Origin of the sequence: Micromonospora sp. NPDC049275 (assembly GCF_043197115.1) — a bacterium.
Lineage (GTDB): Bacteria > Actinomycetota > Actinomycetes > Mycobacteriales > Micromonosporaceae > Micromonospora.
Genome location: NZ_JBICSN010000007.1, coordinates 104,440 through 121,635, shown reverse-complemented (window position 1 = coordinate 121,635; position 17,196 = coordinate 104,440). Strand labels below are relative to the sequence as shown.

General features: G+C 70.1%; 17 protein-coding genes. 14 read left to right on the top strand and 3 right to left on the bottom strand.

Translation table 11 applies throughout. The annotated features are described in order from the left end of the window. Positions 1-77 precede the first annotated feature (77 nt). The 7 genes from ACGFIE_RS21850 to ACGFIE_RS21820 all read left to right on the top strand — a co-directional run bounded on the left by ACGFIE_RS21850 (position 78) and on the right by ACGFIE_RS21820 (position 6,487). The gene (locus ACGFIE_RS21850) at positions 78-422 is read left to right on the top strand and encodes a hypothetical protein (protein ID WP_393297175.1); all 345 of its coding nucleotides are present in this window, start codon (positions 78-80) and stop codon (positions 420-422) included. Next, on the top strand, positions 409-1,932 hold the full coding sequence (locus tag ACGFIE_RS21845) for a CATRA conflict system CASPASE/TPR repeat-associated protein (RefSeq protein WP_393297173.1): 1,524 nt from the start codon (positions 409-411) through the stop codon (positions 1,930-1,932). Before ACGFIE_RS21850 ends, ACGFIE_RS21845 begins: the two co-directional genes overlap by 14 nt. 19 nt (positions 1,933-1,951) lie before the next feature. Then, positions 1,952-2,710, top strand: a complete 759-nt coding sequence (locus ACGFIE_RS21840) for a protein phosphatase 2C domain-containing protein (protein ID WP_393297171.1) — start codon at positions 1,952-1,954, stop codon at positions 2,708-2,710. Positions 2,711-2,932: 222 nt separating this feature from the next. Next, positions 2,933-3,313 carry a hypothetical protein gene (locus tag ACGFIE_RS21835; RefSeq protein ID WP_393297169.1) on the top strand — a complete coding sequence of 127 codons (381 nt, stop codon included), beginning with the start codon at positions 2,933-2,935 and terminating at the stop codon, positions 3,311-3,313. Positions 3,314-3,381: 68 nt separating this feature from the next. After that, a complete protein-coding gene (locus tag ACGFIE_RS21830) occupies positions 3,382-4,395 on the top strand; it encodes a UDP-N-acetylmuramate dehydrogenase (RefSeq protein WP_393297167.1) in 1,014 nt (337 codons plus the stop codon). A gap of 134 nt (positions 4,396-4,529) precedes the next feature. Then, positions 4,530-5,513: a hypothetical protein gene (locus ACGFIE_RS21825; RefSeq protein WP_393297165.1), complete on the top strand. Its 984-nt coding sequence runs from the start codon at positions 4,530-4,532 to the stop codon at positions 5,511-5,513. After that, complete coding sequence (locus ACGFIE_RS21820) at positions 5,510-6,487, top strand: hypothetical protein (protein WP_393297163.1); 978 nt, start codon at positions 5,510-5,512, stop codon at positions 6,485-6,487. The genes ACGFIE_RS21825 and ACGFIE_RS21820 overlap by 4 nt, the downstream gene beginning before the upstream one ends. A gap of 24 nt (positions 6,488-6,511) precedes the next feature. On the opposite strand, the gene ACGFIE_RS21815 is transcribed toward ACGFIE_RS21820, so the two are convergent. After that, positions 6,512-7,516: a sigma-70 family RNA polymerase sigma factor gene (locus ACGFIE_RS21815; RefSeq protein ID WP_393297161.1), complete on the bottom strand. Its 1,005-nt coding sequence runs from the start codon at positions 7,514-7,516 to the stop codon at positions 6,512-6,514. Between the two features lie 220 nt (positions 7,517-7,736). Between ACGFIE_RS21815 and ACGFIE_RS21810 the strand changes: the two genes are divergently transcribed. From ACGFIE_RS21810 to ACGFIE_RS21795, 4 genes are all read left to right on the top strand, one after another. After that, positions 7,737-8,141, top strand: a complete 405-nt coding sequence (locus tag ACGFIE_RS21810; RefSeq protein WP_393297159.1) for an SgcJ/EcaC family oxidoreductase — start codon at positions 7,737-7,739, stop codon at positions 8,139-8,141. 72 nt (positions 8,142-8,213) lie between these two features. Further along, positions 8,214-9,662 (top strand): MFS transporter, encoded by a 1,449-nt coding sequence (locus tag ACGFIE_RS21805; RefSeq protein WP_393297157.1) that lies wholly within the window; start codon positions 8,214-8,216, stop codon positions 9,660-9,662. A 265-nt stretch (positions 9,663-9,927) separates the two neighbouring features. Beyond that, on the top strand, positions 9,928-10,812 hold the full coding sequence (locus tag ACGFIE_RS21800) for a hypothetical protein (RefSeq protein ID WP_393297155.1): 885 nt from the start codon (positions 9,928-9,930) through the stop codon (positions 10,810-10,812). A 19-nt stretch (positions 10,813-10,831) separates the two neighbouring features. Then, positions 10,832-11,665 carry a hypothetical protein gene (locus ACGFIE_RS21795; protein ID WP_393297153.1) on the top strand — a complete coding sequence of 278 codons (834 nt, stop codon included), beginning with the start codon at positions 10,832-10,834 and terminating at the stop codon, positions 11,663-11,665. Here ACGFIE_RS21795 and ACGFIE_RS21790 read toward each other — a convergent pair. Then, the gene (locus tag ACGFIE_RS21790) at positions 11,628-12,524 is read right to left on the bottom strand and encodes a glutamate cyclase domain-containing protein (protein ID WP_393297151.1); all 897 of its coding nucleotides are present in this window, start codon (positions 12,522-12,524) and stop codon (positions 11,628-11,630) included. The genes ACGFIE_RS21795 and ACGFIE_RS21790 overlap by 38 nt on opposite strands. 253 nt (positions 12,525-12,777) lie before the next feature. Here ACGFIE_RS21790 and ngcE point away from each other — a divergent pair, with 253 nt between their 5' ends. From ngcE to ACGFIE_RS21775, 3 genes are all read left to right on the top strand, one after another. Beyond that, the gene (ngcE, locus tag ACGFIE_RS21785; protein WP_393297149.1) at positions 12,778-14,193 is read left to right on the top strand and encodes an N-acetylglucosamine/diacetylchitobiose ABC transporter substrate-binding protein; all 1,416 of its coding nucleotides are present in this window, start codon (positions 12,778-12,780) and stop codon (positions 14,191-14,193) included. A gap of 63 nt (positions 14,194-14,256) precedes the next feature. After that, positions 14,257-15,165, top strand: a complete 909-nt coding sequence (locus tag ACGFIE_RS21780; RefSeq protein WP_393297147.1) for a carbohydrate ABC transporter permease — start codon at positions 14,257-14,259, stop codon at positions 15,163-15,165. Further along, positions 15,162-16,061, top strand: a complete 900-nt coding sequence (locus tag ACGFIE_RS21775; protein ID WP_393297145.1) for a carbohydrate ABC transporter permease — start codon at positions 15,162-15,164, stop codon at positions 16,059-16,061. Before ACGFIE_RS21780 ends, ACGFIE_RS21775 begins: the two co-directional genes overlap by 4 nt. A gap of 56 nt (positions 16,062-16,117) precedes the next feature. Here ACGFIE_RS21775 and ACGFIE_RS21770 read toward each other — a convergent pair whose 3' ends face one another. Further along, positions 16,118-17,104, bottom strand: coding sequence for an N-acetylglucosamine kinase (locus ACGFIE_RS21770; RefSeq protein ID WP_393297143.1), 987 nt, complete (start codon positions 17,102-17,104; stop codon positions 16,118-16,120). Positions 17,105-17,196: the final 92 nt, after the last annotated feature.

The following is a 17,196-nucleotide window of genomic DNA, read 5'->3' as shown; positions in this document are numbered from 1 at the left end:
GGGTGCTCGGGGAATCCACGAGTCAGGTAGCCGATACGCCGTATCCATTGACTGAGGACTTCAGTGTGATGAGGTCAATGACCATGGAAGAAACGGAGCGGCGACGCTTGACGACCTTGGTCGAGAAGGTGATCGAGGGCAGGCTTGACGATGACGGCTGGCGCCGGTTCGATCGGGCGTTGACGCTCGTCGAGCAGTCACTCGGGACCGGCAGCGATGAGTTGATCACCGGCAGGAACGAGCTGTACGAGCTGTACGAGCTGGCGAAGGTGAGTGCGCGAGCACGCAAGGGCCTGCACGAATCGTTGCCCGCGCCGAGTGGAAAACCAGCTCCGCCGCAGTCGCGAGACCTGAGCGTCATACTGCTGCGCAAGATCGGTCACGTGCCCAAACAGGAGCGGCGCGTCGATGACACCGCGTAAGCCGGCGCTCATCGTTCACACCTTCTTCGTGCCGGAGCGGGCCGAGAGTTCGTCGGGTCCAACGGCCGCGGACCCGGCGACCGACGCGATGCGGGCGTTGTGGGCCGGGTTGGCGCACCTCGGCATGGGCGAACCCATCGCGTCGTACCCGACGGATCTGCCGGAGATTCGTCATTCTGATCCAACTGGCCTGCGGGTGCTCGCGGCCCGCCGGCGGGCCGCTCCCGGGGCGTTGTACGAGGCGCTGGCGTACCAGCGGCACGACGTCGTCGGCGTGAGCGTGCTGCTCGCTCCGAATGACGACGGCGTCGGCTGGCAGGCGCTCAGCGATCAGTGGACGTCGAACGTTCCGCCAACGTGCGGCGCGGAACTCGGCACCGCCACCATCTATCTGGGCCTTTCCGATCAACGCCGGATCAGCCGGTTCACCGGACGCGTGGCAAACCCGGCGACCTGGGCGAGGCGGCTGCGCCGGCAGGTGCCCGAGGCTCCCGACGAATCCACCTGGGCGACGTCCTGCTGCCGAATCGCCGACCGGCTGCTGCTTTGGGAGCTACCGCCAATCGAGGGGTACGGCCAACGCCGGCAGCTCGTCCTGGCCGACCTGACCGACGAACCCGCTTCGGACCGGCTGACCTGGTTGGTCGATGGTCAGGTCCTGCCGCCGCTGACCCGGTATCTGTTGTGTGTTGCCGAGCTCCGCCACCAGGAGCGGGTGTTCGAAGCGGCCCTGCCAGAGCTGCGCGGTGCGGTGAGGAGGGCCGAGAGGGCGTGCGAGGCGCTTGCCGATCTGGTGCGCGAAGCCGATCCGTCCAAGCGGCTGCTGCGGGCTGCCACCCTGGATCTGGCCAGGGTGCAGGCCGAGCGGGGCGGGCTCGTGACGGCTTCGGCCGACGCCGGCAAGATGGTGGAGACCGTACGGGGAATCCGCACCAACATGGAAGCCGTGCTTGGTCGTGATCTGCGCTATCGGTCCGGTGGACCGTTGGACCGGGACCGGGATCGCGCGGTCTGGCTGGTGGAGCAGCTTCACACCGAGCTCGCGTACGTGGACTCCACCTGGCGCAAAGCCGACCAGCTCGGCCGCCTGGCCACCGCGATCATCGACGAGCGGCAACGCCACCGGCAGGAGGGTCTGACTCTCGTCCAGGCGTCCATCGTGGGCTGTTTCCTGATGACGCTGGCCGCCATCCAGAGTTTCCAGTACGAGGTTCCGCTGACCGGGCCGCTGGTGCCGCCGCTGGTCTGCGTACTCGGAATTCTGGCACTGGTGCTCCCCGCCGCAGTGCTGCGCTGGCCACGTTCCGGCGTCCCGGCACCTCGACCCCACTGGATTGCCGTGGGTGGGTTGGCCCTGGGTGCCGCCCTCGGATGGCTGGGTAGCAGCATCGGCTGGTGGCAGATGCGCGGCGTGCCGGCCCCCGAGACCTGGTCCGTTCTCTCGGCCGCTGCGGGCGCGGCGGTGTTGACGTTGGCCGCCCTGGCGGTGTTCCGCTTTCGGCGGCCATGACTCGTCCTGGGAGGACGACATGGACTTCGCGTACGCCACCGAGGCCGGCCCGGGCCGACCCAACGAGGATCACGTCATCGTGTCGGCCGGGTTGGCAATCGTCCTCGACGGCGTCACCCAGCTGCCCGGCCTGGAAACTGGTTGTGTGCACGATCCGGTGTGGCTGGTCCGAAAGCTGGGCTCCTGCCTGGTGGAGGCATTGACGCCGCATCCCACGGCACCACTGGACGGCATCCTCGCGGAGGCGATCGGACGGCTGCGCGATTGCCACGAGGGTCGGTGTGACCTCACGAACCCGAACAGCCCGTCGTCCACCGTCGCGATCGTGCGCGAGCGGAGCGGTCAGGTGGACTACCTGGTGCTGTGCGACTCGTCGGTGGCGTACGAGGACGCCTCCGGTGTCACCGTCGTCCACGATGACCGCACCGAGCGCCTGCCCGCCTACGACCGACACTCGGTGGCTCGACTACGCAACCAGCCGGGTGGTTTCTGGGTCGCCTCGACCGACCCGGCCGCCGCGGCCGAGGCGGTCACGGGCAGCGTGACCCTTGATGGGCTGCGCCGACTGCTGCTCTGCACCGACGGGGTTTCGCGGCTCACCGAGTTTTTCGGGATCAGCTGGACTGATGTCTTCAGCCTGGTCGAGCGTTCCGGGCCGCGAGCGGCCATCGATCTGGTCCGAGATTATGAGATGAACTGCTCAGGGTTGCTGGCCCGACCGGGGCGTGGTCGGGTCAAACGGCATGACGACGCGACACTTGCCGTACTGCGCGCGTGACGCTGAATCGGTGCCGGAGGCTTTGGCGCTGTCGTTTGACGGAATTCCGACGGTGTTGTTGCATTGACGGGCACGTGCCGGTTCAATACTGCCGTTCTGATCTGACGGGACGACCAGCACCACACGCGCCAACCCGCACCCGTACCGTTGCCGCACGATCATTTATGACCGGACGTCGTGGCATTGCGCGGCGGGGCCCTGGTCCGACGGGATGTGCCAGCTGTGATCGAGGAAACCGACAGCCCGATGTCCACCGACGATCTTTATCGAACCGCGGCCATGGACGCCAAGACGTTGCAGGATCGGATCTCGTCGGCAGTGGGGAACAGCGTCGACGTCAGCGACGGGAGTGTGGCCGTACTCGCACTCGCGAATGCTCTCCTCGCCGTGGTGCAGGAGTACCTGGAGCGGACGTCGGACGAGCATGACGTGGAGCTGTTCCTCGAGGTCAACGGAGCGCAGCCACACGATGTCTTGTCGTGGCCGGTGAACATCCTGGCGGGCCTGCGGCTGCGTCGGACCTCGGCCGACGACCAGCGCTCGATCTGCGAGCGTGCGGTTCAGTTGGCTGTACGACGGCTCCGACCACTACCTGGACTATGACCGGGCGTCCTCTCCGGACCGCCGTGATCACGGCCGACCCGCCGTCCGTCGATCAGTAGGCTGGCACCGTGACAACCACGTTTGCTGATCTCACCACGATGCGGGTCGGTGGTCCGATCGGCCGCCTGCTCGTCCCGGAGACCACCCCGGAGGCGGTCGAACTTCTGCGTCGGAGCACCGACACCGGCGAATCCCTGCTGGTGATGGGAGGCGGGTCGAATCTGGTGGTTGGTGAGGTCGGCTGGGACGGCACGGTCATCAGGATGGCGACCTCGGAGTTCGACATCGACCGCGAGTTCGTCACCGCGGCGGCCGGAGTGGAGTGGGACCACCTCGTCAAGGCCACCCTCGACGAAGGGCTGGCGGGGTTGGAGGCCCTGTCAGGTATCCCCGGGCTGGTCGGGGGCACGCCCGTGCAGAACGTCGGCGCCTTCGGCACGGTGACGTCGGACGTGCTCGAGTCGCTGACCGTCTACGACCGGCAGACCGGAGCTCGGGAGCGGTGGACCGCGGAACGCTGCGGGTTCGGCAGCCACCGGCAGTCCGTCTTCAAGCACAGCGACCGTTGGGTCGTGCTGGACGTGACGTACCGCCTGCGCCGGAGCAACCAGTCGAGGCCGATCGAGTACGCGGACCTGGCCGCGAGACTGGGGATCGAGGTCGGCGGCACCGCCGCTCCGGTCGACGTACGCGAGGCGGTACTGGCTCTCCGTCGCGGCAGGGGTATGGTCCTCGACCCGCAGGATCACGACACCTGGAGCGTCGGTTCGTTCTTCATCAACCCGGTCCTCGCCACAGTGCCGGACCGTGCCCGGGAGTGCCCCCGATACCCCGACGTCAAGGGTACGAAGTTGCCGGCGGCGTGGTTGATCGAGCATGCCGGGTTCCCCCGTGGATACGGGCACGAGTGGGGGAACGGATCGGTGGCGTTGTCCAGTCGTCACGCACTGGCCGTGACCAATCGGGGTGGTGCCACGACATCGGAGGTCATGAAGTTCGCGGCGCACATCCGGGAGGGCGTCGAGGCGCATTTCGGTATCCGGCTCGGCCCCGAATGCGATCTCGTGAACTGCTCGTTCTGAGACGGGACCGCCACGCGAAACGGCAAACCCCGCAGCATCGCTCCTCGCTCACCAACGTCACCGTCGTCTAGAGTCGATGCGGGGCCCAGTGACTCCTCCCATCCGCTCGTCACGAGTCCCGGCGAAGGAGAAGCATGGCCGGCTTCGATGCTGTCGCCCTTCCGAGTTGTGAGCCCGACTTCCACCCGCAGGCGGTGGCCGCGGAAATCCACGCCTGGATCTCTTCGGAGCCAATGCGCGCGCTCGTCGCCGAGTACGGCGGTACGTTGCCGCCGGCAAACGTTGGTGACCTGCTGGTGTGGCTGGATGCCTTCTCGGACGAGCACTGGGACTTTCGCAAGCACGGCAAGGTTGAACGCGACCAGGTGAAGGCACCGAGCTTCCGGCCGGATCGGGTTGACCTCATTCGCGCCGCGGCGACCGCGCTGCGTCTCGTCCACCCGGATCGGCCCCCGCACTCCACCTACGACCATCTGCTCGTCCTGGGGGGCCTCGGCCGCGCATGCCTACAGCGCACCGAATACGCGGCCCATCTGGTCCGCGACGACATCGTCGCCGTTTCGGAGGTGGCGGCACTCGGCAGCTTCCGGCCCCTCACCGAGGCCGAAACCACCCTTCCCGGGCTCGACGGTAGCCGCTACGAAGTGGACGCGATGGACGTCGGCGTCCGCATCGGATTCGGGCTCGACGAGCCTGCGCGATCGGAAGCCTCCGACGGTGCTGTCACGCACCAGTCCTGGCAGACCCGAACGTACCGCGCTGCCGGCGGCCCCGAGGTGCACGTGTTGGCGGCACCGTCCAGCGAACCCGAGTCGCGCCGCGCCAACACCCCGGACACGTACGAGTTCTGGGCACGCCGCTTCAGCCTCCGGTCGACCGACCGCATCCTCGTCATCACATCGTCGATCTATGTGCCCTTCCAACACAGTGATGCGATTCGCATGCTCGCGATGCGGTACGGATGCGGGATCGACACTATCGGCTTCGACCCCACGAATGCCACGATTCCGATGGCGGCCGAGGCCACCAGCCCCGACCGGTACCTCCAGGAGATTCGTTCCGGGATTCTGTCGATGCGGCGGCTGCACCTCGCGCTGGCCGGAAGCATCGCCGCGTGACCGCCGTCTTCCCTGCCGTGCCGTTGCCCGCCGTCGTCCCGGGCGGGGAGGGGCGCGCCCGGCTGATCGACGACATCGCGGCCTGGATTGATTCGCCGGCGATGGCGGCCCTGCTTCGCGAGTTCGGCTACGGGCCGCTGCCAGGCAGTCCACTCGCCGAGCGGCTGGCTGCCCTGGAGCAGATCTCGGCCAAGCGTTGGGACTACCGGGGTGGGCTCCTGGAGCGTAGCCAGGCGGTGGGGGAGTATTTCGAGCCCACCGTCGACGCACAGATCCGATCCGCAGCCAGATCGCTGGGGTTGGCGGGCCGGTCGATGCCGCTGAGACGGCAGTACGACCATGTTCTGGTGCTTGGCGGCGGTGTCCGCACGATGATGGCCCGCGCGCACCTGGCCGCCACGATCCTCCGCCAGGGTGTCGGTGCAAGCTCCGTCGCCGGTCTCGGCAGTCTCCGCGTACTCGATGGTCAGGGCGGGGTCGCACGCGAGTTGGGGTTGGGCGAATGTGTGACCGAGTTCGACGCGGTCGACGAGGCGTTGCGCCACGCCTTCGGCGTGGCGGCCGGGGGCGATCAGCGGTCGGGTGAGACCGAGGCCGGCCAACCCTGGTGGGTGCGAACCTATCTCGACACGCGGCCACCGATGCACGTGCTGGCCGCGCCGTCCATGCGGCCGGGGCAGCGTGCGAACACCGCGGACACCCTGACCGGTTGGGCGGAACTCGTGCAGGAGACGCGGGTCGGGACGCGACTACTGCTCGTCACAACCGACGTCTTCGTCCCGTTTCAGCACTGTGACGCTGTCCGGCTCCTGGGTCTTCGTTACGGCTGCGAAGTGGAGACGGTGGGTTTCGACAACGCGTTCAGCCAGTGGGTCGAGCCGACGGAGACCTATCTGATCCTTCAGGAGGTCCGGTCGGCGATCCGGGCGATGCAGGCGCTGTACCAGGCATCGACCTACCCCGCCGGGGCCTGACCAGGGGCGTCACCTCCAGCGGGACTACCGTCCTCCGACGGGCCGGCCGGCATCGTCGAGGCACGTCGGGAGACCGCAGGGCTCGAAGAGGCTCGCGTCGTGGAAGGAGACGATCCGGGAGACGACCGTTCGGGTCGTGGTGAGCACCTGGAGGCTGTGGGGGTGGAAGAGCCCGTCGGCGCCCCGGGTGAAGGTGGCGAGCGCAGGCTGACCGTTGGCCGTCGCCGGAACGGTACGGATCGCGCTGATGCGGCCGAACACGGTGGTCGTGAGGAAGCGAGTGACAGCGTCGCGTCCGGCGAACCAGGTCAGGTGTGGCGGCATCTCCATCGTGACGTCCTCGCGCAGCACCTGTAGCAGCGCTGCCGTGTCGGCGTTCTGGAATGCCCGTGCGTACCGGTCGAGCAGCATCCGGTCGGCCGGATCGGCCGGTTCGGCGAACATGTCCTCGGTGAGGCCGGTGCGAGCCAACTGCGCGCGGGCCCGGGCGAGCGCGCTGTTGACCGCGTCGGTGCTGGTGTCGAGCAGTTCGGCGACCTCGGAGGCGTGCCAGGCGAGCACGTCGCGCAGGATCAGCACGGCTCGCTGTCGGGCCGGAAGGTATTGCAGAGCCGCCACCAGGGCGAGTCGGACGCTGCTGCGTGTGCTGACGATCGTGGCCGGGTCCGTGCCGGGCAGTTCCGCGTCCGGCAGCGGGTGGACCCAGGCGACGTCGGGGCCGGCGACCGCCAGCGGGTGGTCCGGGTCGCCGGCCGGGCCCAGCCCGGAGGGCAGGACCCGTCGACCGCGGTGCTTGAGTGTGGTGAGGCAGGCGCTGGTGGCGATGCGGTACAGCCAGACCCGCAGCGACGATCGGCCCTCGAAACCGGAGAAGCCGCGCCAGGCCCGCAGGTAGGTTTCCTGGACGACGTCCTGGGCGTCGTGCGTCGAGCCCAGCATGCGGTAGCAGTGCGCCAGGAGTTCGCGGCGGAACGGCTCGGTGAGCCGGGAGAACTCCTCCGCGTACGTCCCCTGCGCTGCCTGGGTCATCTCGTCACTCCACCCGTCCGCGGCCTGACCTGTCCTGGTACAGACCTGCGGTCGGCCCGAAAGTGATCGGTCCGGGCCTCAGTGTGGCGAAGCCCACGTCGCGGTCGGCGGCCGACCAGTCCGATCCATCCGCTGAGTCTGCACTCGTGACCGGCGAGCGGTCGGGTGGCCTGGCCCCCAGGCCACCCACCGCGCCTCCCAGATCGAGAAGAGGACGACCATGAGTTCCACAACGAGCGAGGCCACCGCCGAGCAGGCGGTGCGAGCGGTGATCGACAGCGTCTCGGCCGCCTGGGTGGACAACGACGTGGACGCGTTCGTCGCCCACTACGCCGACGACGCGACCGCGGTACTGCCCGGGGTCGCCCTGCTGAGCAGGGCGGTGATCCGTACCGCGATGGCGGCGGCGTTCGCCGACCAGCTCAAGGGCACCCGGCGCGTGCATCGCGTGCAGGGCGTGCGGTTCCTCGACGACGTCACCGCGATCGTGATCAGCCGCAGCGTGACCGTCGGTGTCGGTGAGAACGAGCCGGGCGCCGACCGCTGGTCGATCGCCACGTGGGTCCTGTCCGGCCGCTCCGGCCGTTGGCTCATCGAGGCATACCACGACTGCCCCGCCGCCTGACCGTTCCGCCTCGTCCACCCCTGGGCGAGGCGGGACCCGAGCCTCGGACAGTCGACTCTTGGAGAGAAGAACGTGAACAAGACAGGAACAACGACGTCGTCGGCGCAGCGGTGGGTCCTGGCCCTCAGCTCCCTGGCATCGTTCATCGTGGTGCTGGACATGCTGGTGGTGGCGACCGCGCTGCCCGCCGTCCAACGGGACCTCGGCGCGTCGCTCGAAGACCTTGAGTGGACCGTCAACGCCTACACGCTCAGCTTCGCGGTCCTGCTGCTGACCGGGTCGGCGCTGGGCGATCGCTACGGGCGGCGTCGCCTGTTCGCGATCGGGCTGGGCCTGTTCGGCGTGGCTTCGGCCGCCTGCGCGCTGTCCACCCAGGTGGGCCCGCTGATCGCGGCGCGGGTGGTGCAGGGCGTCGGCGCGGCGATGATCATGCCGGTGGCGCTGGGCGTGCTCAACGGGGCGTTCCCGCCCGAGCGGCGTGGCTGGGCGACGGGCATCTATGGCAGCGTGACCGGGCTCGCCGCGGTCGCCGGGCCGGTTCTGGGTGGCGTCGTCACCCAGAACCTCACCTGGCAGTGGATCTTCTGGCTGAACGTTCCGATCACGCTGGTCGCGATTCCGCTGGTGCTCGGCCGGATTGTCGAGACCCGCGGGCCGGGGGGCACGCTCGACCTTCCGGGCCTGGCCCTGGCCGCCGGGTCGGCGCTGGGCGTCACCTGGGCCCTGGTACGCGGCAACGCGGCCGAATGGACCAGCGCCGAGACACTGTCGACGCTTGTCGGCGGGATCCTGCTCGGCGGCCTGTTCATCGTCCGGGAGCTGAGAACCCCCGCCCCGATGCTGCCGATGCGCTTGTTCCGCGCACCGGCCTTCTCCGCCGGCAACGCCGCGGTGTTCTTCATAAACGCGTCGCTGACCAGCGCGATCTTCTTCACGGCCCAGTTCCAGCAGGTCGCACTCGGCCACGGTGCGGTCGACGCCGGCTTGCGGCTGTTGCCGTGGGGCATCGCGCCGTTCCTCATCGCGCCACGGGCGGGCGCGCTCACCGATCGCATCGGCGAACGAATGCTGGTCATCCTCGGTACGCTCCTGCTCGGCGTCGGCATGGGATGGATCGCGCTGATCTCCGATCCGGGCATCGGCTACGCCACGACCGCCGTGGCGATGACCGTCGGTGGCCTCGGGTTCTCGCTGGCCCTTCCCGCCGTCACCAGATCGGTCGTCAGTCGCGTCGCGCCGCAGGACATCGGCCGGGCCTCGGGCACCTTCAGCACCCTCCGGCAGTTCGGCGGCGCGTTCGGGGTCGCCCTCACCGGCGCGGTGTTCGCCACGGCCGGCGGCTACGCCACCGCTGGTCTGTTCAGCGACGGCTACGTCCCGGCGATGAGCGTCTCCGCCGCGCTCGCCTTCGCGGCCACCGCTGCCGGCATCGTGCTACCGCGACACCGCCGCCTCGCGCCGGCCACGATCACCGGGCGTGCCGCACCTGCCGAATCCACGGCGGGACGACGGACACCGTGACGCGACCGGGTCGCACGCAGGCGTGCGCCCGGCCGCCCAGCACGACCAGGTGGGCGTACGCCGGGCGGGCTGGCGGCGTCGCACGCTCCACGCCGGGTGTGGCGGCCGCGTCGAGGACCAGCCTGGACGTGGGCGCGTGGAAGGTCGGCTCCAGAGCGTCCGGGCGTTCCCGTCCCTGCCGGATGCCCCCGCCCCGGCCTGGCGGGGCGGCCGGCGATTGTGGCCGGCGTCTACCCTGGCGGCACCGGCTGAGGGGAGACGTGCGTTGGCCCGTGACATGCCCCGGAACGTGCCCCGTCCGCGGTTGCGGGGGCGCGGCGGCGCGTCCGACGGTTTCGCGCGTCTGGTGGCGCACACCGACCCGGTGGCGTTGGTCGGCATCACGCTGTCGATCAGCCTCAGCGTCATTCTCGACCTCACCAACGCCGCCTCCGGGGTGGAGTCGCTGCTGGCCGGCCTGATGGGCATCACCATCTCGCTGCTGGTGGACTCGCTGGCCCGCGCGGAGCGCCGGTTCCACCTGCGGACGTTGCTGGACGGCCCGCCGTGGCTCGTCCACACCACCACGGAGCTGGCCGGCGCCATGCGGGAGGCGGCCGAGCAGCACGCCGGTACGCGGGTCGCGGCGGAGGCGCAGCGGCGCTACGAGCAGTTCCGGCTGGAGGCCGAGCAGCTCGCGCAGGGGCGGATCATCCGGCGCGGCGACGAGGACGAGGACCTGGTCGGCGCGACCCGCGACTGCGTGCACCGGCTGGACGCGTTGACAAACGTGATGCCCCGGGTGAGCGGGGAGCTGAGCTGGTGGCGCAGCGAGATCGGCCGGCGCTACTGGGAGGCGAACATCGCTGCCCTGCAGCGGGGTGTCCGGATCACCCGGGTCTTCGTCTACGCCACGCTTACCGACGAGCTGTCCGACCTGGTGCAGCGGCAACGCGCGGCCGGGGCGCGGGTGGGTCTGCTGCCCTTCGGTGTGGTCAGTCCACAGCTCCTCGTCAATCTGACACTCTGGGACGGGTCGAGCTGTTGGGAGGCCCGGATGACCGCGCACGGGGAGATCGGCGAGAACCAGTTCTCGGTCAACCGGGCGGACGTCGAGCGTCTCGGTCGCGTGTTCGACGTCTGCGTGAACGCCGCGACCTTCCAGGACTGACGGCGGAGACGGGGACGCCATGACGTGGAGCGCGGTCCTGCTGGTGACTGTCGTGGTCTGGGCGGTCAGCGTGATCCGCTCGGTCCGGCTCCGGGCGCTTGTCTACAGCCTGCCGTTGCCGATGACGCTCGCCCTGGTCAGCACCCCGTACGGGGTGGGCGGCGCGCAGGTGCTCGGCGTGCTCGGGCTCAACCTCTTCTTCGTCACCGTGGCGGTCACCCACCAGCGGTGGCGCTGGCCGATCCTGCTGGCGGACGGCGCGGGGATCGGTGTGTACGTGGCGCTGAGCGCCGGTCTGCTGGCCGTCGACATCCCGTTCGAGGTCGCCCTCGCCGCCACTCTCGTGCTCTGGCTGGCGGCCATGCTGTTGCTGCGCCGTCGCGCCCGCTTGCGCACCGCAGCCGCTGACGACCCGGCCGCCGTCGCCGGGACGCGTACGGACGGTCTGCCCGCGCTGCTCAAGTTGGTGGTCATCTTCGTTGGGGCGATCCTCACCGCGTTGCTCGGCACGGTGTTGCGCGGCATGGTGGTGACGTTCCCGTACTCGGGGGTCCTGGTCGCCGTCGAGGCTCGCCGTCAATTGTTCGAGTTCAGCGGGCACTTCGTCCGCAACAGCCTCGCGCTTGTCGGTTTCCTCACCGCGTACCACTACGTTCAGGACGTCTCCCCGGCCGTCGCGCTGGGTGCCGGCTGGGTGGCCTTCGCGGTGGTCGCCGCCGCCCTGCACCTGCCGCTGCGCCCCCGCCGAGCCGCCGGGGCCAGCCCGCCGAGACGCGTGTCGAGGCCGCTGCGGCCGGCGGCCGATCCTCCCACCCCTACCGGCCTGCCTCGACCAGCTCGGCGATCTCGGTGAGCGGTGCGGCGTACGCGGGCCAGTCGAGGCCGTCGACGCTGAGCGTGGGGCGGCGGCGCACCCCGTCCACCGCGCCCGCGCGCACGATCGCGGTCAGCAGGTCGTACGACCATGCGGGCTCCAGGAGGGTCCGGAGCTCGGGCACCTCGGGGCGCAGCAGCGACAGCGCGCCGACGAGGGCGGCGGCGGCCCAGTTGGAGGTGCCGCCGACGAGCAGCGCGTCCGCGCCCACCACGCACCGGATCCGCTCGCCCGAGGCGACCACGCGTCCGATCAGGTCCGCCGGCAGGAGGCCCATGCCGAGTTCGTTGCCGCCGTCGCCGATGCCGATCCGAAAGGCCGACCCGGCGCGGTAGAGCCGGTCCAGGGGCGCGGTGTGCGCGCCGATGTCCTCGCCACGCATGTTGCGGGGGCGCCCGTCCACTCCGGGTCCGGCCCGTTCGCAGGCGATGAGGTGCGTCAGCCGGCCGTAGCGGGGCAGGAGGGCTGCGGCCCACTCCTCGTACCCCCGCAGTGGCGCGACGTCCACCGGCAGGCCCGGCGCGGCGGCGGCGACTGCGGCCTCGACCACCGGCGCGCAGGGCTCGTCGGTGACGAGCCGGCACCGGCCGCCGAGCAGGCGCAGCGCGGCGGCGATCTGCACCGCGCCGAGCGGGCCGTCGGTCTCCGCGGCCGGCGGTTCGGCGCCGGGGATGAAGAACCCGGTGAGCACCGCGGCGTCCGGCGTGCCGGCGGCGGCGAGCGACCGGGCGGCGGCCGACAGCCCGCCGGCCGCCGGCGCGGCCAGCGCCTCGCTGCCCCGGCCCACCTCGCGGGCGGCGACGCGTTCCAGCGCGGCGATGGTCTCGTCGATACGCATCGCGTGCCTCCCCGGCGAGAGTGGACGGACCCAGGGTAGGAGACCCCGGCCAGCGAGGTTCCCCACCCCGACCTGAACGGTCGCAGCAGGGGGTGGTGATAACGGTTCGACCCTCAGGACTTGAAGTCGCGGCCTCGCTGTCGTAGAAATTCTTCAGCAACAACGCGTTAACTGAAGAGAATCGACGTGCCTCGCGCGGCGGACACCTTCCCCCACTTCCGGCGATCCGCCCGACCCGACCCGAGGAGACCTGATGAACAGGCGTGACATCCTGCGGCGCAGTGCCGCTGCCGGCCTGCTGGCTACCCCCGCCGCCGGCCTGTTGGCCGGTTGTGCGACAGGCGGTGGCGGTGACAAGGGCGATGCCGGCACCTACCAGGGCACCAAGAGCGCCGAGAACCCGCTCGGCGTGAAGGAGGACGCACCGCTCGAAGTGGTGATCTTCGGCGGCGGGTTCGGTGAGGAGTACGCCAAGGCCCACGAGGCCATGTACACCGAGAAGTACCCGAAGGCGAAGATCAAGCACTCCGCCACCCAGGAGATCAGCAAGACCCTCCAGCCGCGCTTCGTCGACGGCACCCCGCCGGACGTGGTCAACAACTCCGGCGCCGGCCAGATCGACTTCAACGGCCTGGTCAGCCAGAACGCCATCGCCGACCTGGGCGACCTGCTCGCCGCGCCGAGCCTCGACGTGCCGGGCAAGACGGTCCGCGACACCCTGCTGCCCGGCGCGGTCGAGGTCGGCTCGTACGACGGCAAGTTCCTGGTGCTCAACTACACCTACACGGCGTACGGCATCTGGTACTCCAGCAAGCTCTTCGCCGACCGCGGCTGGTCGTACGCCAAGAACTGGGACGAGCACATCGCCCTCTGCCGGCAGATCAAGGCCGCCGGCATCGCCCCCTGGACGTACGCGGGCCTGCACCCGCGCTACATGAGCTGGCCACTGATCGCCACCGCGATCAAGCTCGGCGGGCCGTCGGTGGCGACCGCTATCGACAACCTGGAGCCGAACGCCTGGAAGTCCGACTCGATGCGGACCGCCGCCGACGCGTGGCACCAGATCATCAAGGACAAGTTCATCCTGGAGGGCTCGCCCGGCCTGGACCACAAGCAGTCGCAGACCGCCTGGTGCCAGGGCAAGGCCGCCTTCATCTCCTGCGGTTCCTGGCTGGAGAGTGAGCAGAAGGACGTCACGCCGGCCGGCTTCAACATGACCATTGCGCCCACCCCGAGCCTGGGCAGCGGCGACAAGCTGCCGTTCGAGGCGATCCGGGGCACCGCCGGTGAGCCGTTCATGGTGCCCGCGAAGGCCCGCAACCTCGCCGGTGGCCTGGAGTACTTCCGGACCATGCTGTCGCGCAAGGGCGCCCAGGACTTCACGAAGAAGGTCGCCAGCCTCACCGTGGTCGCCGGCGCGAGCGAGGGCGTCGAGCTGCCGTACGGGCTCAACACAGTGGTCAAGGCGCTCGACGCGTCCGGCGCCAACGGCTTCAACTGGGTCTACAACAACTACTACCGCAAGCTGGAGCGCAATCTCGTCGACGCGGCGTGCGGCGAGTTCTTCAGCGGCCGGATCGGCCCGGCGGAGTTCCTTGAGCAGTGCCAGAAGGGCGCCGACTCGATCGCCCAGGACAGCTCGATCAAGAAGTACAAGCGAGCGGCCTGACCGCCCGGCCGGTGGGGGAGAGATCCACCCCCACCGGCCGTACCCAACGGAAGGGGTCCCCTCGTGAGACATGGCAAGTGGCCGCTGATCGTCACGTTCCTGGTGCCGCCGGTGCTGCTGTACGTCTTCTTCGTCGTCTCGCCGTACCTGCAGGCGTTCCAGATCTCCACCACCGACTGGCTCGGCTACTCGGCCGACGCCAACCCGGTCGGCCTGGCGAACTTCAGGGCCCTGTGGCACGACGACTACGTCTGGAACGCGCTGACGAACAACGCGATCCTGCTGGCGCTGGTGCCCGTGCTGACCATCGGGTTCGGGCTCTTCTTCGCCACCATGCTCGCCCTGGGCGGGCGCCGGGGCCGCGCCGGGGTGACAGGGGTACGCGGCGGCGCGTTCTACCGCACCGTGTACTTCTTTCCCCAGGTGCTCTCCGTGGTGATCATCGCGCTGCTGTTCAAGGAGGTCTACCACCCCAACAAGGGGCTGCTGACCAGCGCGCTGCACGCCGTCGGCCTGCCCGCGCCGACCTGGCTCGGCGACCCCGCGACCGCCTTCTGGTGTGTGCTGGCGGTGATGGTGTGGAGCAACGTCGGCTTCTACGTCGTCCTGTTCGGCGCCGCGATGTCGGCCGTGCCGAAGGAGATCTACGAGGCGGTGCTGCTCGACGGCGCGTCCCGCTTCACCACGCTGCGGCGGATCACCCTGCCGCTGCTCTGGGACACCGTGCAGGTCGCCTGGGTCTACCTGGCGATCTTCGCCCTGGACGGCTTCATCCTCGTCCAGCTGATGACGAACGGCGGGCCGAACTTCTCCACCGACGTGATCGGCGTCCGCATGTACGACACCGCCTTCGGCAGCGAGACCAAGTTCGGTTACGCGTCGGCGATCGGCGTGGTGATGTTCTTCCTGACCCTCTCGGTGGCGGTGCTGTCGCTGCGGGTCGGCCGGCGCGATCGGATCGAGTACTCGTGACCACACTGGACCAGCCCACAGTCACCGCGCCGACGCCGGTCGCCGGCCGGGACCGCCCGGTCCGCCGGGAACTCGGCGTCGCCAACGCTCTCTCGCACGGCTTCCTGCTGCTCTGGGGCCTGCTCACCGTCCTGCCGCTGCTGTGGATGTTCCTCAGCTCGTTCAAGACCAACGGCGAGATCCTGGCCGATCCCTGGGGGCTACCCGAGGCCCTGCGCTGGGACAACTGGGCGCGGGCGTGGACCGGGGCGCACATCGGCAGGTACTTCCTCAACAGCCTCGTGGTGGTCACCGGCTCGGTGAGCCTCACCATGCTGATGGGCGCCGCCGCCGCGTACGTCTTCGCCCGCTATGAGTTCCGTGGCCGGCAGATCTTCTACTACCTGTTCGTGGGCGGCCTGATGTTCCCGGTGTTCCTCGCACTGGTGCCGCTGTTCTTCGTGGTCCGCAACGCCGGCCTCTTCGGCACCTGGACCGGCCTGATCCTGGTGTACGCGGCGTACTCGCTGCCGTTCACGGTGTTCTTCCTGACCGCCTTCTTCCGGACCCTGCCGACCTCGGTGGCGGAGGCGGCCATGGTCGACGGCTGCGGTCACTTCCGGCTGTTCTTCCGGGTGATGCTCCCGATGGCACGTCCGGGACTGATCAGCGTGGGGATCTTCAACTTCCTCAGCCACTGGAACCAGTTCCTGCTGCCGCAGGTGCTGATGCAGGGCGACGAGTCCAAGTGGATGCTCGCCCAAGGGCTGTTCGCGCTGTCGGTGAGTCAGGGTTACGCGGGCGACTACGCCCGACTCTTCGCCGGGCTGAGCATCGCGGTGCTGCCGGTGCTGGCGATCTACGTGGCCTTCCAGCGGCAGGTCCAGGCTGGCCTCACCGCCGGCCAACTCAAGTAGGACACACTCACTACTGACCGATACCGATCACGACGCCGGCCGCCCGGGCGGGTGGGTCAGGGGTTGGGGAAGAGTCGGGCGTGTAGGGCCGCCGGGTCGGTGACCTCGGGGAGGTCGCGGGCGGCGAGCCAGGCCGCGGCGGCGGCCCCGTCACCTGCGGTACGCAGGGGCGCGGACGGCCAGCGTCGGCCGACCTCGGCGCGGACGGCGGTGGCCAGCGGGGTGTCCGCGGTGAGCAGCCCGCCGCCGAGGACCACAGGCGTCGTCGCCCCCGCAGGACGGATCCGGCCGACGCTCTCGGCGAGGTGGGCGGCAGCCTCCGCGATCAGGGCGGTGGCGACCGGTTCGCCGTCGGTCGCGGCGGTGACGACAAGTGGCGTCAGCCGGGCGAGCTCGATCGGCGGCCGGCGGGTGACCGCCTGGATCGTGGCGTCCACTGTGTCGCGGGGGCGGGGAGCGACGTCGGCGCTGCCCAGCAGGTCGGTGAGCACCGCCGCCCCCAGCGTGCCGGGGGCGTGGCCGGCGTCCAGGTCGGCGAGGAGCCGGCGGACCGCCTCGCGGCCGAGCCAGAAGCCCGACCCGGTGTCGCCGAGCAGCCAGCCGTGGCCGTCGGCGATCCGGTCGAGTCGCAGGTCGGTGACCTGCGCGGTGATCGCGCCCGTGCCGGCGATGAGCACCGTCCCGTCGGGCTCGGCGGTGCCGGAGGCGTAGGCCACCAGGGCGTCGCCGTGCACGGCGTACGGGCAGCGCAGGCCGGCGTCGTGCCAGGCTCGGTCGAAGGCGGCCCGTCCGGCGGGGTCGGCGAGCAGCCGGGGGGCGCCGGCCAGCCCGATGGTGCCGGCGGCCACCCGGGTCGGGTCGACGTCGGCGAGCGCGGCGCGTAGCGCGGTCAGCAGTTCGGCGGCGGCCCGTTCGGCGCCGTGGCTGGTGGGGTTGCCACCGCCGGCCCGACCGGTGCCGAGGCGTTCGCCGGTGATGGTCAGGGCTGTCGCCCGGGTGGACGTACCCCCGACGTCGAGACCGACCACGACGGTGTCGGACATCGGCACGAGCCTCCTTGCGCTGCGCGGTACTGGGCCTGTTCATGCTGGTCGGCGCGGCCGCGTAGGGCAACTTCGGGCGGCCGCGAGGGCCA

What these genes read in the sequence shown, in the direction of transcription:
- ACGFIE_RS21850 (WP_393297175.1), top strand. Translation starts at nt 78, where the DNA reads ATGACCATGGAAGAAACGGAGCGGCGACGCTTGACGACCTTGGTCGAG.
- ACGFIE_RS21845 (WP_393297173.1), top strand. Translation starts at nt 409, where the DNA reads ATGACACCGCGTAAGCCGGCGCTCATCGTTCACACCTTCTTCGTGCCG.
- ACGFIE_RS21840 (WP_393297171.1), top strand. Translation starts at nt 1,952, where the DNA reads ATGGACTTCGCGTACGCCACCGAGGCCGGCCCGGGCCGACCCAACGAG.
- ACGFIE_RS21825 (WP_393297165.1), top strand. Translation starts at nt 4,530, where the DNA reads ATGGCCGGCTTCGATGCTGTCGCCCTTCCGAGTTGTGAGCCCGACTTC.
- ACGFIE_RS21815 (WP_393297161.1), bottom strand. Translation starts at nt 7,516, where the DNA reads ATGACCCAGGCAGCGCAGGGGACGTACGCGGAGGAGTTCTCCCGGCTC.
- ACGFIE_RS21810 (WP_393297159.1), top strand. Translation starts at nt 7,737, where the DNA reads ATGAGTTCCACAACGAGCGAGGCCACCGCCGAGCAGGCGGTGCGAGCG.
- ACGFIE_RS21795 (WP_393297153.1), top strand. Translation starts at nt 10,832, where the DNA reads ATGACGTGGAGCGCGGTCCTGCTGGTGACTGTCGTGGTCTGGGCGGTC.
- ACGFIE_RS21790 (WP_393297151.1), bottom strand. Translation starts at nt 12,524, where the DNA reads ATGCGTATCGACGAGACCATCGCCGCGCTGGAACGCGTCGCCGCCCGC.
- ngcE (WP_393297149.1), top strand. Translation starts at nt 12,778, where the DNA reads ATGAACAGGCGTGACATCCTGCGGCGCAGTGCCGCTGCCGGCCTGCTG.
- ACGFIE_RS21770 (WP_393297143.1), bottom strand. Translation starts at nt 17,104, where the DNA reads ATGTCCGACACCGTCGTGGTCGGTCTCGACGTCGGGGGTACGTCCACC.